The following is a 17,545-nucleotide window of genomic DNA, read 5'->3' on the forward strand; positions in this document are numbered from 1 at the left end:
GGTGCTTCACTCACTTCTTGCCAACAAAAGTCAGCGTCTTGTCAAAGAAGGCTTGGTCTTTCACGAGTTGCGCAAAGCGCGGGAAAAGGCCTTTGGCAACAGCCACAAAGGCCTTTTGTTGATCAGGCGTCAGGCTATTGACGGCCACACCCTTGGAAACCAGGAAGTCGATGGATTGCTTGGCGTCGGCCGCGTCATTGGCAGCTTTCCAGGCTTCGGCTTCTACCGCGGCGGTTTCCAGTGCCTGCTTGTCTTTGTCAGACAAGCCACTGAATTTGCCCGGGTTGATGGCAAGCACCCAGCCGTCGGCCATGTGGTTGGAGATCGTCGCGAATTTCTGCACTTCGTAAAGCTTCGCCGTCACCGGAATGTTGATCGGGTTTTCCTGACCATCGACTACTTTCAATTGCAAGGCGTTGTACACCTCGCCAAAAGCCATGGGTGTGGGTGCCGCGCCCATCTTGCTGAAAAACTCGACCCACAGCGGGTTGTTGGGCACGCGGAACTTCATGCCGGCCAGGTCTTGCGGCGACTGGATCGGCTTGCGGGAATTTGTCATTTGACGGAAGGGGCGCTGCCACATGCTCAGGCCTTTGAGGCCGATACCGTTCAGGTCGCCAAGCAGTTCCTGCCCGAGGGGGCCCACCAGATAGTTGCGCAACTGCGCGTTGTCATCGAACAGGTAGGGGATGGAGATGGCGGTGAATTTGGGATTGAAGTTGGCATACAGGGAAGTGGACAGCAACAGCATGTCCAGTGATCCGCCCGCCAATTGACGCACGGCAGCAGAGGGGTCGCCGCCGTACAACTGGCCATTGGGAAACACCTTGATTTCCACCTCGCCGCCGGTCTTCGTTGCAACAATTTCAGCGTATTTCTTTGCCGCCAGGGTGATTTCGGCGTTGTCAGGGTCAGGGGTGGACAGTGTGAACGTGGTTTTTGCCGATGCCCAGGTACCCGTCAGGGCAATCAAGCCAGAGAGGATCAGTGTTTTCAATTTCATCATGGTGAATCTCCTAATGGTTATACCAATTTCTGTTGGTGCCGTAGCATAAGAAATTTAATTGGTATAACCAATTATGGAAAACCCTTAGAGCTGGTCGAACAGCAGTTCGATGCCCGGATGCGGCTGAAGATGATCGCTTCGCACGAAATGCAAAATCCCGGATTGCCGCGTCGCTGCGCTCCTTTCCATGACCCCGGACTGCATGGATCGCCACGGCCCGTGGCCTCGCGATGACGGCGCTGGTTCAAGGTCTGTGTTCGGTATCGGGCCGGATACGGGCGGTTCGCAATGACGGTCAATGATGCGATTTATCAAGGCCTTTTAGCCGCTAAACGCTACGCTGAAAGCCGCGACCCTTCTGGAAGGCACACCATGCAGATCACGCACACCACGCACATCACCGAAGCCATTGCCGACCATGTCTGGCGCACCCGGTACTGCTGGACTGAGGCCGGTCGTGTCCCGGAACCTTCGATGGATGCCACCTGGGACCGGGTGGCGATGGCGGTGTCAAAGGCAGAACCGCATCACCGGAATGATTGGCGTGAGCACTTCCGGGCGATTTTGAGTGACTTCCGTTTTTTGCCGGGCGGCCGCATCCTGGCCGGTGCCGGTACTTCGCGCCACACCACGCTCTTCAATTGCTTTGTGGCCGGGACGCTGGAGGATTCGATTCAGGGTATTTTCAACGCCTTGCGCGAAGCCATGATGACGTTGCAGGCGGGGGGCGGTGTCGGGGTCGACTTTTCGACCTTGCGGCCGGCGGGTTCGCAGGCGGTGGCCAGTGCGGGCGTGGCTTCGGGCCCGGTCTCGTTCATGGGCGTCTGGGAAGCCGCCAATGCCGTGCTCGAATCAAACAACATGCGCCGGGGGGCCATGATGGCCACGCTGCGCTGCGACCACCCTGACATTGAGGCCTTCATCGAAGCAAAAACTGCAGGTGCTGCCTTGTCCCATTTCAACCTCTCGGTCGCTATCACGGACGACTTCATGCGGGCTGTCGAAGAGGACAGCCCCTGGCCACTCGTCTTTCCTTTGGGTCAGCACCCCGTTCCTGTGGGCGCTGAGGTGTGCGAGCGGGTCTGGCCTGGCGACACCACGCCCCAGCTTTGCCTGGTACACCGGCGCATGCCGGCCCGCGCCTTGTGGGACAAGCTACTGGCAGCGCAACTGGCCTGCGCCGAGCCCGGTGTGTTGTTCATTGACCGCATCAATCGGGCCAACAACCTCTGGTATAGCGAGTGCATTGCCACCACCAATCCCTGCGGCGAGGTGCCGCTGCCGCCTTATGGTGGCTGCAACCTGGGGTCCATCAATCTGACCCGGTTTGTGCAGGACCCCTTTGCCGAGCACGCCACGCTGGATTGGGCTGGCCTGAAGGCCGTGGCGGGTATTGCCACACGCTTTCTGGATGATGTGCATGACATCTCTCTGTTGCCGCTCAAGGCCCAGGACAAGGCAGTGCGCACCAGCCGCAGAATCGGTCTGGGTATCACCGGCCTGGCCGATATGCTGGTCATGCTGGGTTTGCGCTACGGCTCTCAGGCCAGCCTCGACCTGACACGCGCCATCATGGGCACCATCCGCGACATGGCCTACCGCACGTCGATCGAAATTGCCAAGGAGAAGGGCGCGTTTCCGGCCTTCGACAAAATCAAATATGGTGCCAGTCCGTTCGTGCTGGAGCTCTCACATGAACTCCAGGATGCGATTGCCGAGCACGGCATTCGCAACAGCCATTTGCTGGCGGTGGCCCCGGCAGGTGCCATCAGCCTGCTCGCCAACCATGTGTCGAGCGGCATCGAACCCATTTTTGCGGTCACGACCACACGCAGCGTGCGCGGGGCCGATGGCCAGGCCGTGACGTTCCAGGTTGAAGACGCTGCCGCGCGTCAGTACAGGCAGTTGCCTGGATCCCACGCCGCCTTGCCGGCGCACATGGTAACGGTGGTCGACATCAGTCCCGAAGCACAGTTGCACATGATGGCGGTGGTGCAATCCTGCGTGGACGGCGCGGTTTCCAAAACAGTGCGTCTGCCGCAAAATGCCGGCCCGCTGGACCTTGAACTTGTCCTGCTGCAGGCCTGGGAGCTGGGGCTCAAAGGCTGTGCGGTTTACCGCGAGGGCTGCGCCAGCGCGTGATCGATACTCTTTTTCAATTCGAGGCCGGAGAACTGGGTCAGGTCGCTGGCCACGCTGTGCTGCAGTGCTTTGCTGGCGGCCAGGCTCAGCAGGGGTTTGATTGTGCCCAGCATCGGACTGTTGGCAATCAGCACCAGTGAATTGCAACGTTGTGCGGCAACCGCGTCGTTGAGGTAATTGGCCAGTCCATCAGCAAAGTCGGCTCGGGCCTTGTCCTGGGCCTCGGTGTGGGGCTCGAACTGGGTGCCGGCGTGGCCCGTGCGGCCATGGCCCTTGTTGTCCTCGCCGGTCAGGCGGGTGCGCGGAAATACAAAGTCAGTCAACTCGGTGAGCGAGTGATCCGAGGCATGCCGTTCGAAACAACGTGCCCGTTCGCCATTGGCAATCAAAATCCAGGTCTTTTCCATGATGGTCCTCTGGGTGGGTTTGGGTTAATACATCGAGGCCATACTGCCCTCGGGCAGCTGTGCCTCCGGTTCGGAAGATGGCTTGGGCGCCGTGGCAATCATGCAATCGGTGGTCAGGATCAGGCTGGCAATCGACGCTGCGTTTTGCAAGGCCAGCCTTGTCACCTTGGCCGGGTCGATCACCCCCATCTGCAGTAGGTCGCCATAAGTGCGGGTGGCCGCGTTGTAGCCAAAGGCCGGGTCGGGCGATTCGTCAACCCGGTTCAAAATGACCGATGGCTCGTCGCCCGCGTTGCTCACAATGCGCCGCAAGGGTTCTTCCACCGCGCGCGTCACCAGGCGGATGCCCGAGGATTCATCCAGCGTGCTGCCACTCAAACTGGTCAGCGATCGGCGCGCCCGCAACAGGGCCACGCCGCCGCCCGGAACAATGCCTTCTTCAACCGCTGCGCGGGTGGCGTGCAAGGCGTCTTCCACCCGCAGTTTGCGTTCCTTCAGCTCGGTCTCGGTGGCTGCGCCGACCTTGATCAGGGCCACACCGCCGGACAGCTTGGCGGCCCGCTCGTCGAGCTTTTCGCGGTCGTAGTCACTGTTGGCCTGCTCGCGTTCCTTGCGAATGGTGGCAATCCTGTCCTTGATGGTCGTGGGCTTGCCGGCGCCCCCGATCAACGTGGTGGTTTCCTTGGTGATTTCGGCACGCGTGGCGCGCCCGAGGTCCGACAGCTTGACCTTGGCCAGCGTCAGCCCCACCTCGTCACTCACCACGGTGCCACCGGTCAGTACCGCGATGTCCTGCACCATGGCCTTGCGCCGGTCGCCAAAACCGGGGGCCTTGACGGCACAGGTACGCAAGGTGCCGCGGATCGTGTTGATGACCAGTGCCGCCAGCGAGTCGTTGTCCAGGTCCTCGGCGATCACCAGCAGGGGGCGGCCTGCCTTGACGATCTCTTCAAGCAGCGGCAACAGGTCCTTGAGCGACGACAACCGGCCCTCGCACAACAAAATCGCCACATCTTCCAGCACGGCGCTTTGCCGCTCGGCGTTGTTGATGAAGTAGGGCGACAAAAAGCCCCGGTCAAACTGCATGCCTTCCACCACCTCAAGCACGCTCTCCAGACCGGAGCCGTCCTCGATCGAGATGGCGCCCTCGCGCCCCACTTTGTCGATGGCGTTGGCCAGCAGGTCGCCAATCGAACGGTCATTGTTGGCCGAAATCGCGGCCACATGGGCAATCTCCTGCGACGTGGCGCAGGGTCGGGCTATGGTCTTGAGTTCGGCCACCAGGGTGCTGATGGCCAGCTCAATGCCGCGTTTGAGGTCCATCGGGTTCATGCCGCCAGCGAGGTAGCGCAAGCCTTCCTGGATCATGCCGTGGGCGAGCACGGTGGCGGTGGTGGTGCCGTCGCCGGCCATTTCACTGGTGCGCGCCGCCACCTCGCGCAGCAGTTGCGCGCCCATGTTTTCAAACGGGTCTTCGAGTTCGATCGACTTGGCCACCAACACACCAGAGTTCACGATCTGCGGCGGCCCGAAGTCGCGCTCCAGAATCACGGTGCGCCCGCGCGGCCCCAGGGTGACCTTGACGGCTTCGGCCAGCGCGTCCACGCCACTGCGGATTTTTGCGCGGGCGTCGTCATGGAAAAGGAGTTTTTTGGGGCTCATGGTGGTTCCCTTGATCTGTGACCTGGCTTGATGCTAGGACTGAGTCATTGCGTCATGAATGAGAAATCTCAATGGAGCAGAAGTTAAGCGACTCAAAATAAAGCACGGCTCTGGACAGCCCCAGAAAAGGTGATGACCATGAAAAATTTTTCAATCAAACTGTTGCGCGGTGCCACTCTGGCATCGATCCTGTTGCTGTGGGGGTGTGCCCTGGAGGTGGAAAACACCAAGGCGGCGGAAGAACTGGCGCGGCTGTCACAACCGCCCGGTTCGGTCTATACCGGCTGGCGCGTTTTTCAGGACCGGTGCGCGGGATGCCATGGTGCACCTGCCACCGGCACGGTGACTGCGCCCGATCTGTTGCCCATCGTTCGCAACATGGGCCCGCGCCGGTTTGTTGGCCTGGTGCTGATGCGCTACGACTGGAGTCTGCCGGTCGCGCAGGCCGGTGTTGACAGCGCCGCGCGAGAAGCTCTGATCGAAGGCGTCATGCGGCGCCAGGAGGGTGCGCTCATCATGCCCGAGTGGCAAGGAGAACCCCGGGTGAATGCCCATATCATGGATCTTTATGCCTACCTCTCGGCGCGCGCTCAAGGCACGCAGGGCCCAGAGCGCCCGATGCCGTAGCGCTGGCCGTGTTGCCAACAAAGACCGGACTCATCCCGATGATGATTTTCTGGTGCGTGGTCATGGGGCTTTTGTACATGGGGATGACGCATTACCTCAAGCCCAGGCAAGTCCAGCTGCTCGCCAATGGTGATCTGCTGATCAATCGGTCACATGACTGGGACGGTGAGGTCCCTTTCAGTCGTTAAGAGGCAGCACTTGGCGCACCGTGCACTTCCGCCGATAGACGCGCCAGGACTTGCTCATTTGCTTCCGCCAGGAAACTCGCCAGCGGTCGGTAGTGTTCCACCGTGTCGAACGTCTGCTGCCATACAACCAGCGTAGCGTCACCTTGTTGGCGGAGCTCAATTCTGAGGATGAAGTAATGATCATCTGACGGATGTTCGATCTCGACAAGGTGGTCCGGTTCAGCGCGCAGGAGACGATACTCGTTCGGGTAGTCCTTACCGTCGGGGCCGTGCAGGGTGAGGTACCACTTGCCTCCCGCACGAAAATCAAAATGGTGAATCGTGCTGCTGAAGCCCTCCGGACCCCACCATCTGGCAACTCTAAGAGGATCGCGTATTGCGGCGAAGACCTGGGCAGTCGTTGCCTGAATGGTCTTGGTTCTTGCGTCAGTGCGCGCGTTGGCTGGTTCCATGCTATGTGTTGAGTGATCCATGAATCCCTTGGGCGGTGCTGTGTAGGCGTATCAAGACGACGCGGGCCACAACCCCTGAAGATCAAATGAAAGTTGCCGCTGGTGCAGATCGACAACAGGTAAATGGTGGAGTTGAAGCGTGCGTACTAGATTTTGCGCTCATGTCAGGTCGGCAACAGCGCATCGCTAAATTGCCTTCGCAGTGATGTTGATCGTTATGCCGCTGTCCGTGGTCGACATGTTGAACTGGGTAAGGCTCGGTATGCCGCCACCCGTAATGGTGTATGTCATGCTCCCCGTTCCCGCCAGAGCGCCCAGGGCGTCGTATATGTTGGTGGTGATCGTCATGTCGAGTGTGTTGTAGGAGCTCCCCGCCGTGGCCAGGTAGGTGCCCGTTTCACGGCCTGTCAGGATTGCTTTTGTGCTGTCGGTATAACAGGTGAAAACACCCAGGTTGCCAGATTGCCCAACCGAGGCTGTGTCAGGATAAACAACCGGGCTGGCGGCCTCGCAGTAACTTCCCGTCGTGCTGTAAGCCAGCGGTTCGTAGGAAAAATTCAGGTAGGAGGTCGAAAAGGAGTTCAGCGGGGCTGACTGACCGGCAATAGTCAAGGTGCCGTTCACAGTTTCGGTTGTTTGAACGGCTACCGTGCCGTTGAATGTGGTGCTTGTGCCTGCACCAAGGGTGATTGTGAGTGAGCCCGTGACCGGGTAGGTGTTGACGCCATCAATGGCGCTGCCGGTGACATTCAGGGTACTTTGAAGGCCGTTCGTGTAGGCGTAAATCAGTGCGTCTTGCACTGGAAAACTCGTTACAGCGGGGGGTAGCGCATCGCCGCCGCCACCGCATCCGGCCAGCAGTGCCATCGCACTGCACACAAAAGTGGTTTTGATGAGTTTGAACATTTTGAATCCTTTTGGTCCTTGCATTTGTAAACTCATGGTAGGGCGGCATCCATTTCAGGTGTTGATAACTCTCATCTCCGGTTTTCACTAGCGGTCCAAAAATGAAGACGTGCCGTTGGCGCAGACATGACTCTCGGTAGCGGTGGCCGGTTGAGCAAGTGGTACATTTTCAGCAAAGACAAACCCATCTCGCCATCATGCGCGCTATCACCACCTGCTCGAACGAAGCACACAGGGCTGAAGTTGTCCGGCTACAGTTTTGATCCGGCAGCATCCAAAAGCGCCACACCAAAAGAGATAGCTGATGATTTGGCCGGGCTTGGAATCACCATTACGGATGACACGGTGCGCAAGTATTTGAAGGCAGCGGTAAAGTCCGTACTACCCGCAATCCCGCGCAAGTCATAACCCTAAACCGAATTCGGTAATGACCAAACCGAATTGAGTCACATCACGGTTCACATTCCCGAAACTCACTCTCATTCCCATTCCCGCAACGCTACTCAGCACCGCGGGTCCTTATGAAAGTGAATCGTGAATTTTTAAGACATCGTTCAAGCAAGCAAGGAATTGCTAGATGACAAGGCCGCTGCGGCAGTGCTGGACAGACTGGGTCTAACCACCTGCTCGCACATAAAAGTTGTTGCCGTCCACCAATGTATACATGGTCAGACCTTGAACTGCTTGATGGTGCTGGTCACGACTCCCCAGACTTCGATCATCTGGCCTTCTTTGGGCTCGATGTCAGGGAAGGTCGGGTTAGCCGCTTTGAGCTTGGTGCGGCCCTGACGCTGGTAAAACTGCTGGACCGCGAAGTTACCGTCCACAATGGCCACGACGATGTGCCCGTGTCGAGGCTTGATAGCCCGGTCCACCACCAGGATGTCGTTGTCGAAGATGCCTGCTTCCACCATGGACGTGCCACTGGCCCGAAGGAAGTAAGTCGCCTGTGCGTGGGTGACCAGCACCTGGGTCAGGTCAATGCGCTGGTCACCGAAGTCTTCAGCCGGGGACGGGAAACCGTCACAGACCCGGTTGCGCAGCAGGACAGCCAGAAGCGGTGCGTCGGAAATGGGCACGGGTTGGGTTGTGGTCACAATACTGGTCATAAACACAGTATACAAGAACTCTGATGTCGTGATGAACTGTTCACACTATCTGCCTATTTTTTAAGCACGACCGGCAAAGTCAAGGCAGACGCGGGTTTGCGGGCTTGTCCCAGTGCTTATCCACAGCCCTGCCCACGTATGACAGGGACAAGTTGATGGATAAAACTTTTTAAGTATCCAGTCCCGGGAACAGGGACCTACCATGAAACAATTCACCGATGGCGTACCAATCCATTCTTTATAAGGAGTTCCGATGAGTTTCACCCTCCACGACGCGCTCGTACCTACGTGGCAACAAATTCTCGGCTCGATGACACGCCTGCTGGACAAGGCACAAGCCCACAGCATTGAGCGCAATTTGCCGGATTCGACGCTCATCGATGCACGGCTCGCCGACGATATGCTTCCATTTGGCTACCAGATCAAGTCCGTAGTCGTGCATTCGGTTGGTGCAATCCAGGGCGTACGTAACGGGTTGTTTTCGCCAGACCTGTCGCCCTGGCCGGACAGTTTCGCTGGGCTGAAGGATCAAGTCTCCAACGCTGTGACTGCGCTGGAGAAGATCAATCCGAATGAGATCAATGGCTTTCTCGGGAGAGATATGCGATTTGAAATCGGCGAGCGGCGAATGGACTTCACCGCGGAAAACTTTCTGTTGTCATTCTCCATGCCCAACTTTTTCTTTCACGCGACGACCGCTTACGACATCCTTCGCCACAAGGGTTTGACCATCGGCAAACGGGACTTTATAGGAAAGCCTCGCGTGAAATCTTGATTGACTGGACCGCAAGCGAGAGAGCCTCGGCATCGTGGCAGCCTGTGACAGGTTCAACGATGTGCAGTGAGGTGGTTACCATCATCGAATGTGCAGCTACCAAGCCATCAAGGAACGCGCTCTAGACATTAGTTGCGGCGATGTGTCATGGGTCATATTGCTTCCCGCGACAGAAATTACCATTCGGCAACCGAGCCGTCGGCATGGCGCCAGACCGGGTTGCGCCAGTCGGGCGCATTCTTGCTACGTTCGATGACCAGCGCCTCGTCAATTTCCACGCCAAGGCCTGGCCTCTTCGGTGGCATCATGTAGCCGTCGTGAAACTCGAAATCCTCCTTGTTCAACACGTAGTCCAGTAGCTCTGCGCCTTGGTTATAGTGAAGGCCCATGCTCTGCTCCTGGAAGACCGCATTGCGTGCCACAAAGTCAATGTGCAGACAGGAAGCCAATGCCAGCGGGCCAAGTGGGCAGTGCGGTGCAAGGCCAACATCGTAGGCTTCGGCCATTGAGGCGATCTTGTGGCACTCTGTGATGCCGCCAGCATGCGACAGGTCGGGCTGGATGATCGAAATGCCGCCGCCCTCAAACACGCGCTTGAAATCGAAACGTGAAAACATGCGCTCGCCTGCGGCAATCGGAATGTGCGTCATCGCGGCAAGGCGCGGGTAGCATTCAGCCTGCTCTGCCAGCACCGGCTCCTCGATAAACAGCGGGCGGTAGGGTTCCAGTTCCTTAATGAGAACCCGCGCCATTGGCGCCGAGACACGCCCGTGAAAGTCGAGACCAAATTCAATGGCGCTACCGAACGTTTCACGGATTTCTGCGACAACGGCAACGGCTGCATCGACCGTGCGGGAGTTGTCGATCAGGCCCACTTCCTCGCAGCCATTCAGCTTGAAAGTGTCAAAGCCAATGGCCTGCAGCTTGCGGATGCCGGCGATAACGTCGGCTGGTCTGTCGCCGCCGACCCAGCTGTACATCTTCATCCGATCGCGCACAAGGCCACCAAGGAGTTCATAGACCGGTGCACCGAGCACCTTGCCTTTGATGTCCCACAAAGCCTGATCGATACCGGCAATTGCGCTCATGAGGATCGGCCCGCCGCGGTAAAAACCAGCGCGGTACAGCGTCTGCCAGATGTCATTGATGCGCGACGGCTCCTTGCCGATCAGATAGTCTGCAAGTTCATTGACTGCAACCTCCACCGTCCGTGCTCGGCCCTCAATGACCGCCTCGCCCCAACCGCTGACACCTTCGTCAGTTTCGACCTTCAGGAACAACCATCGCGGCGCCAGACGGTAGGTGGTCAATTTGGTGATCTTCATGCATCAATCCTTGAAAAGGGGCACACCCATCGGCATTGCCATCAACTTGGTGGGTGGCAGACAGCGCACGCTGCGCGGTGCGCTCGATCATGCGACAGGCCGCCGACTCTGCCGCTTGTGGATTTTTTCGGCGGATAGCGTCAAACAATTCACGGTGCTCGTTGATGGTCAATCCCATGTGCGTCGCATCGCGCTCAAAGGTGAAGTCAAAAATCGCACGCTGCAACGCGCTCACCGCGTCGCTTAATTGCTTCATGACAACATTATGGGTGGCGATCAAAACCGCCCTGTGAAATCGAATGTCGGCTTCATGGAAAAGGTCTGGGCGGGTCGGGTTGGCAGCCATCTCGTTGTAGCTGGCTTCAATCTCAACGAGGTCGACAGCCGTCGCGCGTTCTGCCGCCCAGCGCGAGATGGTTGGCTCAATCAAGCTACGCACCTCGATTAAAGAACGAATCAGCGCGGGATTGTTGCCTTTTTCTAGGGTCCATTCCAAAACGTCGGCATCAAGGTAGTTCCAGCACTCGGCTGGCATCACGAATAAGCCTCGGTAGCGCTGAGCGTCGATCAGCTTTTTGGTAGAAAGCACCTTGACAACTTCGCGAATGATGTTGCGTGATACCCCGAAGTGCGCACACAGGTCAGCTTCCGACGGCAATGCCGAGCCAGGTGCGAATTCACCCTGGGTGATCCTTTTGCCAAACAGTTGAGTCAAGCGCTCAGTCTTGTTCATCGCAAATCCCTTGGATTGTTCATTCACTGGAGCCGGACTATTCCGGGATTTCATCGTAGGACAATGAAAAAAAATTGTAGTACAGATTAAATTTTCTGTACTAGAATTTCAAAGGCCATCAAGTAAGCGCGACTTGCATTCCTTGTTTGGTGCCGCCGAAAAACACTGATACAGAAATGAACCGTGCTGCCAAAGCGGTTGGCAATCAGGAATTCGCAGGCATCGTTGTGCTGGCCTTGCACCGCGCGATGATTCCCTGGCAGCCGGGACGCGTTCGCGTCTTGCCGGAATTCAAATAACGAGGGTAAATTGACATGGCAAAAGTGACCCTGAAGAACCTTGTGAAGCAATACGGATCCTTGAAAGTCGTTAACGAACTTTCGCTCGAAGTCCAGGACAAGGAATTCGCTGTCCTTGTGGGTCCTTCTGGCTGCGGGAAGTCGACAGCGCTGCGCATGATTGCTGGTCTTGAATCGGTCAGCTCAGGCGAGATCTACATTGGTGACGCGCTGGTCAACGACCTGGAGCCGAAGGATCGCGACATCGCCATGGTCTTCCAGAACTACGCGCTCTATCCCCATATGACTGTGCGCGAGAACATGGGTTTCGGGCTGAAAATTCGCAAATTGTCTCAGTCGGAAATCGATGTCCGCGTGCAGGAGGCGTCTGACATTCTTGGACTCAACGAGTTGCTGGACAGAAAGCCCAAGGAGTTGTCGGGCGGCCAGCGGCAGCGGGTGGCGGTGGGCCGGGCTATTGTTCGCAAGCCCAAGGTGTTTTTGTTCGACGAGCCTCTGTCCAACCTGGATGCCAAGCTACGGGTAGCGATGCGCGCCGAGATTAGCAAGCTGCATAAGCGCCTGGGCGCCACAATGATCTACGTCACGCACGACCAGGTCGAGGCCATGACCATGGCCGACCGAATCTTCATCATGAGCAAGGCCGTCCTGCAGCAGAGCGGTGTACCCATGGAAGTCTACTCACAGCCGGCCAACCGATTCGTTGCGGGCTTCATTGGCTCACCGGCGATGAATTTCTTCGATGCCCGAATCGTCTCGGAAAATGGCGAGCTATTCATCGATGGCGCTAGTTTTAAAGTTGCAATACCAGAGGTCTTCCGGAGCAATCTTGAGGCGCATGGCGCCAAGGATGTGGTCTTTGGTGTGCGCCCGGAAGATATATCTTTGCACCAGCCAGGCAGTGATGACGGGAATACGATCACGGCGAAGGCCGAGGTGGTCGAGTTGCTTGGGTCAGAAATTTTCGTCCATTTGACCTGTGGTGCGCATGCGCTGGTTGCCCGGATGGCCGTGCCTGAGCATTTGATTTGCGCTGGCGAGACGATTCAAATTGATTTCAAAATGGTCAAAACGCATATTTTTGACAAGGAGTCGTCGCAGACCATCATTTAGAGCAGGCTTCCAAACTTGGTCCTGGTTGCGGCTTGGCAGGTTTTCGAGACGTTTTTAGGTTGGTTCTTTGTTACTTAACTTGGAGATTTTTATGAAACATATACTTTCGAAAACCATGGTGGCGCTGTCCACGCTGTGCCTCTGTGCGGGGGCCATGGCGCAGTCTGGTGAAATCCGCGTGTTGCTGGCCAACCACCCGTACGGAGAGTTGCTTAAGCAGTCCATTCCCCAGTTCGAAAAGACCTCTGGCATCAAGGTCAACGTCGAAAGCCTGCAGGAAAGCCAACTGACGCAAAAACTCACAACTGAATTCGCCACCAAGTCTTCGACGGTGGATGTCTTCATGACACGACCGCTGCAGGAAGGCAAGATGTTTGCCAAGAACGGCTGGTATGCGCCACTCACCGGTTACGACTTTGCCGATTACCCGAAGAACATCATGAATGCCGCGTCCTTTGGTGGCAAGCCCTACATCGTGCCGCTCGTGACGGAGTGGCAGGTGCTTTACTATCGCAAGGACTTGCTGCAAGCCGCGGGTTTGAAGGTGCCAACCAACTTCGACGAGCTCGAGGCGGCGGCCAAGAAGCTCAATTCCGAGAGCGTGGCCGGCTTTGCCTCGCGTGGCAAGGGCGCGGCGGCTGTGACGCAGTTGTCAAGCTACGTGTACAACTACGGCGGCGAGTACCTTGAAAAGGGCGTCGCGGTTTTTGATTCGAAGCCGGCAGTCGATGCCATGCGCCTTTATGGAAAACTGCTTGGCAACTACGGACCCAAGGGCGTGACCTCCATGTCATGGGAAAACATCATGCCGCTGTTCCAGGCGGGCAAGGTGGCGATGTGGACCGATGCTTCGGTGTTTTACGGTCAGGTTGTCGATCAATCCAAAACGCAGATTCCGGTCGCGAGTTTTGATATCGCCAACTTCCCGGCTGGTCCTAAAACAAACGCTCCCTTCATCGTTTCTTCGTGGGGCATGTCTGTTTCCAGTCAGTCAAAGAAACATGACATGGCATGGAAATTCCTGAACTGGGCATCGAGCAAGGAAATGGCCATCAAGGGCATGATGGACAACATCACAATGGCGCGTTCCTCAGTATGGGAAGACGCGGTTGTGCGCGCCAAAATGAACCGGGGCTTGATCGAGACGCGTGTTTTTGCCGCCAAGAACGGCACGCCAGTTGACCGTCCATATATGAGCGCAGTCGGCGAGGCTCGTGATCTGATCGGTGAACTGGTCATCGAGTCGATCAACACCAAGGGCACTTCGACCAAGCTCGAGGAAATGGCCAAGGAGAAAGTTGCCCGGGTCAATGGCCTGCTGAAAGACACCGGCGAATACGGCAAGTGAGAACCCCGGGCCATTCGGCACAGCGCGGATGGCCCGGAGTGAAACCTGACGAGATCGCATAGCTGCAATGTCCAGTAGGAGAGTTATCTATGATCCGGTCAAGCTTTACCGAACGGAATTTGCGGATATTGTTCCCACTTCCGGCCATCGTCTTCATTGGATTGATGATGGTATTTCCCATTCTCTATACCCTTTATCTGAGCTTCACCAACTGGAATCTCACTTCGGGTATGGAGCCAGCTTTCGTCGGATTCGGCAGCTACCTGCGCGTGCTCACCGAACCGCGCTTTCTACAGGCGTTAGGTAGAACATTTACGTTTACTCTTTTTGCCGTGGCCATTGAGGTAGTGCTTGGCGTGACGGTTGCAATTATTCTTAACCGCGCCTTTATCGGCAGAAATCTGGCAAAGCTGTTGCTTCTGCTTCCGCTCGTCGCCACGCCGGTGGCGGTTGGCATCGTCTTCAATCTCTTCTACGATCCGACCATCGGTCTGCTGAACTTCCTTCTCAACTCGGTCGGTTTACCACAGGGAAGTTGGGTATCGAGTGAAAAAACGGTCATTCCGGCACTGATCTTGGTCGATGTCTGGCAGTGGACGCCGATGATTACGCTGATCGTTCTCGCCGGTCTGGCCGGCCTTTCGGAGGAGCCAGTCGAAGCGGCGCGCGTGGATGGCGCGAGCGAATGGCAAATACTGCGCTATGTCACGATCCCGATGGTCATGCCCGTCATCCTGACTGCGACGATTCTGCGCCTGATCGACGCACTGAAGACCTTCGACATCATTTTCGCGATGACCGGCGGTGGTCCCGGTTACGCCTCGGAAACGCTCAACATCATGGGTTTCAAGTACAGCTTCGAATATTTCCGCATCGGGCAATCGTCAGTCGTTTTGGTGGCGCTGTTCCTGGTGGTCCTGCTGTGCAGCCTCGGCATCATGAAACTGCGTGCATCGACCGAAATTTGAGGTGCCACAGATGAAAAACAAGGTCGTATCGAACATACTTTTCTATTGTCTGGTCGGGCTCATAGCACTTATCGTGCTGTTTCCGTTCCTGTGGATGCTTTCATCTTCCTTCAAAACGCAGGTGGACATCATTTCGTGGCCGCCTAAGCTGTTTTTCGAGCCGACTCTGCAGAATTACCGGAAAGTCTTCGAGGAGCAGAACTTCCTGAAATACTTCATGAATTCGACAATCGTCGGCGCGGCATCTGTCGGTCTGTCGCTACTGCTCGGGCTGCCGGCAGCCTACTCGATCGCGCGCTACACGCAGAATAGGCTAGCAGTTTTTATCCTGCTGGCGCGTCTTATGCCAGGCATTTCTTTCCTGATGCCTTGGTATATCATTTTCTCGCGGCTTGGCCTAATGGACAGCTATGTGGCGCTGATTCTGTCGCACATGCTGATCGCGCTGCCGATTGTCGTGTGGATCATGACAACCTACTTCAACACAATTCCGCGTGAGCTTGAGGAGTCGGCAATGGTCGACGGTGCCACGCGCCAGTACGCCTTCCTGAAAATCATCCTGCCTCTTTCGGGGCCAGGCATCATCACCGCGACCACATTGTCGTTCATCTTTTCCTGGAATAACTTTATGTTCTCCCAAGTGCTCAGCATGGAGAAGACGAAGACTCTGCCAATCGCCGTCTACAACTTTTTATCCTATGCCGAAGTGGACTGGGGCGGGGTGATGGCCGCCGCTGTGGCAATCATGGCGCCGGCGATTGTGCTGACGATGATTTTTCAAAAATACGTGGTCAAGGGATTGACGATGGGGGCGGTCAAGGGTTAGCCCTTGATTCTTCACAGACGGGGCGTTCACCAGAAAGCACGGATTGTTGGATGGTGGGGCCTTCTTCCGAGCACGGCTAAACGCTTTCTCGGGAGAAGCACCCGCCTTGATTCGATGTTGAAACGAACCGGGGTTAACACCCAACGCAAGGCCTGCTGGCGCGGCTGTCACAACCGCCCGGTTCGGTCTATACCGGCTGGCGTGTTTTTCAGGACCGGTGTGCGGGATGTCATGGTGCGCCTGCCACCGGCACGGCGGCCGCTCCTGATTGAAGGCGTCATGCAACGCAGGCAAGGGGCCCTCAGCATGCCCGAGTGGCAAGGAGAACCCCGGGTGAACGCCCACATCATGGACCTGTACCGGCACCATACCGACCGCAGGCGCTTTAATTTGAGCTGGGTGGTGGCAACGGGTTGCAGCGCGTCTGGGGTTGATTTGGGGCTGGCAAGGTACAGAACCCGGTACTGGCGTCGGTATAGCGGCGGTATGATGCACAAAGAGAAAGGGTTTGCTATTACTTTCGTAACAGCAAACCCTTATCAATATTGGTGCCGGAGAGATGAATCGAACACCCGACCTTCTCATTACGAATGAGCTGCTCTACCGACTGAGCTACACCGGCTTTAAAAGAGCGCAATTATAGCGGTCAGTTCAGGGCTCGCTGTGGTAGCGGGTGACCTGTTCCACCTCGTTTTTGGAGCCCATGAAAACGCTCACACGCTCGTGCAGTTTGGTGGGTGTGATGTCCATGATGCGGCGCTTGCCGTCGGTGGCAGAACCACCGGCTTGTTCAATCAGCCAGCTCATGGGATTGGCCTCGTACAGCAGGCGCAATTTGCCGGCTTTTTCCGGTTCGCGCTTGTCCCAGGGGTACATGAAGATGCCGCCGCGGGTCAGGATGCGGTGCACGTCGGCCACCATGCTGCCGACCCAGCGCATGTTGAAGTCCTTGCCGCGCGGGCCGTCCCTGCCTTGCAGGCATTCGTCAATGTAGCGCGTCACCGGCGCTGCCCAATGCCGCTGGTTGCTCATGTTGATGGCAAATTCCCTGGTGTCTTCGGGCACGCGCAGGTCTTCTTGTGTCAGGATGAAAGAGCCCTGTTCGCGGTCCAGCGTGAACACGGTCACACCATCGCCCACGGTGAGCACCAGCGTGGTTTGCGGGCCGTAAACGCAGTAGCCGGCGGCCACTTGTTTGGTGCCGGGTTGCAGGAAATCGTGCTCCGAGACGCCTGTGCCTTCGGGTTTGAGCATCACGCTGAAAATGGTGCCAATGCTCACGTTCACGTCGATGTTGCTGGAGCCGTCCAGCGGGTCGAACATCAGCAGGTATTCGCCCTGTGGGTAGCGGTTGGGCACCACGTAGATGCCTTCCATTTCCTCGCTGGCCATGGCTGCCAGGTGGCCGCCCCATTCGTTGGCTTCGATCAGCACCTCGTTGGCGATGATGTCGAGTTTTTTCTGCATCTCGCCTTGCACGTTTTCACTTTCGGCACTGCCCATCACATCGCCCAAGGCACCTTTGCTGACGGCCTGGCTGATGCGCTTACAGGCGCGCGCCACCACTTCAAGCAGCAGGCGCAACTCGGGTGGAATGTGGCCTTCGAGGCGTTGCTGTTCGACCAGGTAGCGGGTCAGGGATATTTTTTTGGTCATGCG

Annotated in this window: 18 protein-coding genes and 1 tRNA gene; 9 read left to right on the plus strand and 10 right to left on the minus strand. The window is 57.1% G+C overall.

Annotated elements, in window-relative coordinates; genetic code table 11:
• Positions 1-10: 10 nt before the first annotated feature.
• Positions 11-1,006, minus strand: coding sequence for a DctP family TRAP transporter solute-binding subunit (locus NDJ10_RS11475; RefSeq protein ID WP_296162304.1), 996 nt, complete (start codon positions 1,004-1,006; stop codon positions 11-13).
• Positions 1,007-1,378: 372 nt separating this feature from the next.
• Here NDJ10_RS11475 and NDJ10_RS11480 point away from each other — a divergent pair, with 372 nt between their 5' ends.
• Positions 1,379-3,148: an adenosylcobalamin-dependent ribonucleoside-diphosphate reductase gene (locus tag NDJ10_RS11480; protein ID WP_296162306.1), complete on the plus strand. Its 1,770-nt coding sequence runs from the start codon at positions 1,379-1,381 to the stop codon at positions 3,146-3,148.
• On the opposite strand, the gene NDJ10_RS11485 is transcribed toward NDJ10_RS11480, so the two are convergent.
• Both NDJ10_RS11485 and groL read right to left on the minus strand, forming a co-directional pair.
• Positions 3,121-3,555 carry a host attachment protein gene (locus tag NDJ10_RS11485; RefSeq protein WP_296162307.1) on the minus strand — a complete coding sequence of 145 codons (435 nt, stop codon included), beginning with the start codon at positions 3,553-3,555 and terminating at the stop codon, positions 3,121-3,123. The two genes, NDJ10_RS11480 and NDJ10_RS11485, sit on opposite strands and share 28 nt — an antisense overlap.
• Positions 3,556-3,579: 24 nt before the next feature.
• Positions 3,580-5,217, minus strand: coding sequence for a chaperonin GroEL (gene groL / locus NDJ10_RS11490; protein WP_296162310.1), 1,638 nt, complete (start codon positions 5,215-5,217; stop codon positions 3,580-3,582).
• Between the two features lie 138 nt (positions 5,218-5,355).
• Here groL and NDJ10_RS11495 point away from each other — a divergent pair, with 138 nt between their 5' ends.
• Positions 5,356-5,844: a hypothetical protein gene (locus NDJ10_RS11495; RefSeq protein WP_296162312.1), complete on the plus strand. Its 489-nt coding sequence runs from the start codon at positions 5,356-5,358 to the stop codon at positions 5,842-5,844.
• Positions 5,845-6,028: 184 nt separating this feature from the next.
• Here the strand turns inward: NDJ10_RS11495 and NDJ10_RS11500 are convergent, their stop codons facing one another.
• Together NDJ10_RS11500 and NDJ10_RS11505 are read right to left on the minus strand one after the other, a co-directional pair.
• The gene (locus NDJ10_RS11500; protein ID WP_296162313.1) at positions 6,029-6,484 is read right to left on the minus strand and encodes an SRPBCC domain-containing protein; all 456 of its coding nucleotides are present in this window, start codon (positions 6,482-6,484) and stop codon (positions 6,029-6,031) included.
• Positions 6,485-6,670: 186 nt separating this feature from the next.
• Positions 6,671-7,426 (minus strand): hypothetical protein, encoded by a 756-nt coding sequence (locus NDJ10_RS11505; protein ID WP_296162314.1) that lies wholly within the window; start codon positions 7,424-7,426, stop codon positions 6,671-6,673.
• A gap of 90 nt (positions 7,427-7,516) precedes the next feature.
• Between NDJ10_RS11505 and NDJ10_RS11510 the strand changes: the two genes are divergently transcribed.
• Positions 7,517-7,798 (plus strand): hypothetical protein, encoded by a 282-nt coding sequence (locus NDJ10_RS11510; RefSeq protein ID WP_296162315.1) that lies wholly within the window; start codon positions 7,517-7,519, stop codon positions 7,796-7,798.
• A 260-nt stretch (positions 7,799-8,058) separates the two neighbouring features.
• Here the strand turns inward: NDJ10_RS11510 and umuD are convergent, their stop codons facing one another.
• Complete coding sequence (gene umuD, locus NDJ10_RS11515; protein ID WP_363318706.1) at positions 8,059-8,487, minus strand: translesion error-prone DNA polymerase V autoproteolytic subunit; 429 nt, start codon at positions 8,485-8,487, stop codon at positions 8,059-8,061.
• Positions 8,488-8,752: 265 nt separating this feature from the next.
• Here umuD and NDJ10_RS11520 point away from each other — a divergent pair, with 265 nt between their 5' ends.
• The gene (locus NDJ10_RS11520) at positions 8,753-9,274 is read left to right on the plus strand and encodes a DUF1993 domain-containing protein (RefSeq protein WP_296162319.1); all 522 of its coding nucleotides are present in this window, start codon (positions 8,753-8,755) and stop codon (positions 9,272-9,274) included.
• Between the two features lie 176 nt (positions 9,275-9,450).
• Here NDJ10_RS11520 and dgoD read toward each other — a convergent pair whose 3' ends face one another.
• Both dgoD and NDJ10_RS11530 read right to left on the minus strand, forming a co-directional pair.
• Positions 9,451-10,599: a galactonate dehydratase gene (gene dgoD, locus NDJ10_RS11525; RefSeq protein WP_296162321.1), complete on the minus strand. Its 1,149-nt coding sequence runs from the start codon at positions 10,597-10,599 to the stop codon at positions 9,451-9,453.
• On the minus strand, positions 10,532-11,332 hold the full coding sequence (locus NDJ10_RS11530; protein WP_296162323.1) for a FadR/GntR family transcriptional regulator: 801 nt from the start codon (positions 11,330-11,332) through the stop codon (positions 10,532-10,534). The genes dgoD and NDJ10_RS11530 overlap by 68 nt, the downstream gene beginning before the upstream one ends.
• Before the next feature lie 176 nt (positions 11,333-11,508).
• On the opposite strand from NDJ10_RS11530, the gene NDJ10_RS11535 reads away from it, so the two are divergent.
• The 5 genes from NDJ10_RS11535 (at position 11,509) to NDJ10_RS11555 (ending at position 15,886) form a co-directional block, all read left to right on the plus strand.
• Entirely contained in the window at positions 11,509-11,631 is a 123-nt protein-coding gene (locus NDJ10_RS11535; protein WP_296162325.1) for a hypothetical protein, read from the plus strand.
• Between the two features lie 15 nt (positions 11,632-11,646).
• A complete protein-coding gene (ugpC, locus tag NDJ10_RS11540) occupies positions 11,647-12,744 on the plus strand; it encodes a sn-glycerol-3-phosphate ABC transporter ATP-binding protein UgpC (RefSeq protein ID WP_296162326.1) in 1,098 nt (365 codons plus the stop codon).
• A gap of 91 nt (positions 12,745-12,835) precedes the next feature.
• Positions 12,836-14,092, plus strand: coding sequence for a sugar ABC transporter substrate-binding protein (locus NDJ10_RS11545; RefSeq protein WP_296162327.1), 1,257 nt, complete (start codon positions 12,836-12,838; stop codon positions 14,090-14,092).
• 89 nt (positions 14,093-14,181) lie between these two features.
• Positions 14,182-15,060, plus strand: coding sequence for a sugar ABC transporter permease (locus NDJ10_RS11550; RefSeq protein WP_296162328.1), 879 nt, complete (start codon positions 14,182-14,184; stop codon positions 15,058-15,060).
• 10 nt (positions 15,061-15,070) lie between these two features.
• Positions 15,071-15,886 (plus strand): carbohydrate ABC transporter permease, encoded by an 816-nt coding sequence (locus tag NDJ10_RS11555; RefSeq protein WP_296162329.1) that lies wholly within the window; start codon positions 15,071-15,073, stop codon positions 15,884-15,886.
• Positions 15,887-16,432: 546 nt separating this feature from the next.
• On the opposite strand, the gene NDJ10_RS11560 is transcribed toward NDJ10_RS11555, so the two are convergent.
• Both NDJ10_RS11560 and NDJ10_RS11565 read right to left on the minus strand, forming a co-directional pair.
• Positions 16,433-16,508: transfer RNA gene (locus tag NDJ10_RS11560), tRNA-Thr, on the minus strand.
• Positions 16,509-16,537: 29 nt separating this feature from the next.
• Positions 16,538-17,542 carry a class 1 fructose-bisphosphatase gene (locus tag NDJ10_RS11565; RefSeq protein ID WP_296162331.1) on the minus strand — a complete coding sequence of 335 codons (1,005 nt, stop codon included), beginning with the start codon at positions 17,540-17,542 and terminating at the stop codon, positions 16,538-16,540.
• Positions 17,543-17,545: the final 3 nt, after the last annotated feature.

The organism is Rhodoferax sp. (genome assembly GCF_023700745.1).
Classification (GTDB): domain Bacteria; phylum Pseudomonadota; class Gammaproteobacteria; order Burkholderiales; family Burkholderiaceae_C; genus Rhodoferax.

Bases quoted from the DNA above. Each gene is read 5' to 3' on its own strand.
- NDJ10_RS11475 (WP_296162304.1), bottom strand. From the start codon at position 1,006: ATGATGAAATTGAAAACACTGATCCTCTCTGGCTTGATTGCCCTGACG.
- NDJ10_RS11480 (WP_296162306.1), top strand. From the start codon at position 1,379: ATGCAGATCACGCACACCACGCACATCACCGAAGCCATTGCCGACCAT.
- NDJ10_RS11485 (WP_296162307.1), bottom strand. From the start codon at position 3,555: ATGGAAAAGACCTGGATTTTGATTGCCAATGGCGAACGGGCACGTTGT.
- groL (WP_296162310.1), bottom strand. From the start codon at position 5,217: ATGAGCCCCAAAAAACTCCTTTTCCATGACGACGCCCGCGCAAAAATC.
- NDJ10_RS11495 (WP_296162312.1), top strand. From the start codon at position 5,356: ATGAAAAATTTTTCAATCAAACTGTTGCGCGGTGCCACTCTGGCATCG.
- NDJ10_RS11500 (WP_296162313.1), bottom strand. From the start codon at position 6,484: ATGGAACCAGCCAACGCGCGCACTGACGCAAGAACCAAGACCATTCAG.
- NDJ10_RS11505 (WP_296162314.1), bottom strand. From the start codon at position 7,426: ATGAGTTTACAAATGCAAGGACCAAAAGGATTCAAAATGTTCAAACTC.
- NDJ10_RS11510 (WP_296162315.1), top strand. From the start codon at position 7,517: ATGACTCTCGGTAGCGGTGGCCGGTTGAGCAAGTGGTACATTTTCAGC.
- NDJ10_RS11520 (WP_296162319.1), top strand. From the start codon at position 8,753: ATGAGTTTCACCCTCCACGACGCGCTCGTACCTACGTGGCAACAAATT.
- dgoD (WP_296162321.1), bottom strand. From the start codon at position 10,599: ATGAAGATCACCAAATTGACCACCTACCGTCTGGCGCCGCGATGGTTG.
- NDJ10_RS11530 (WP_296162323.1), bottom strand. From the start codon at position 11,332: ATGAACAAGACTGAGCGCTTGACTCAACTGTTTGGCAAAAGGATCACC.
- NDJ10_RS11535 (WP_296162325.1), top strand. From the start codon at position 11,509: ATGAACCGTGCTGCCAAAGCGGTTGGCAATCAGGAATTCGCAGGCATC.
- ugpC (WP_296162326.1), top strand. From the start codon at position 11,647: ATGGCAAAAGTGACCCTGAAGAACCTTGTGAAGCAATACGGATCCTTG.
- NDJ10_RS11545 (WP_296162327.1), top strand. From the start codon at position 12,836: ATGAAACATATACTTTCGAAAACCATGGTGGCGCTGTCCACGCTGTGC.
- NDJ10_RS11550 (WP_296162328.1), top strand. From the start codon at position 14,182: ATGATCCGGTCAAGCTTTACCGAACGGAATTTGCGGATATTGTTCCCA.
- NDJ10_RS11555 (WP_296162329.1), top strand. From the start codon at position 15,071: ATGAAAAACAAGGTCGTATCGAACATACTTTTCTATTGTCTGGTCGGG.
- NDJ10_RS11565 (WP_296162331.1), bottom strand. From the start codon at position 17,542: ATGACCAAAAAAATATCCCTGACCCGCTACCTGGTCGAACAGCAACGC.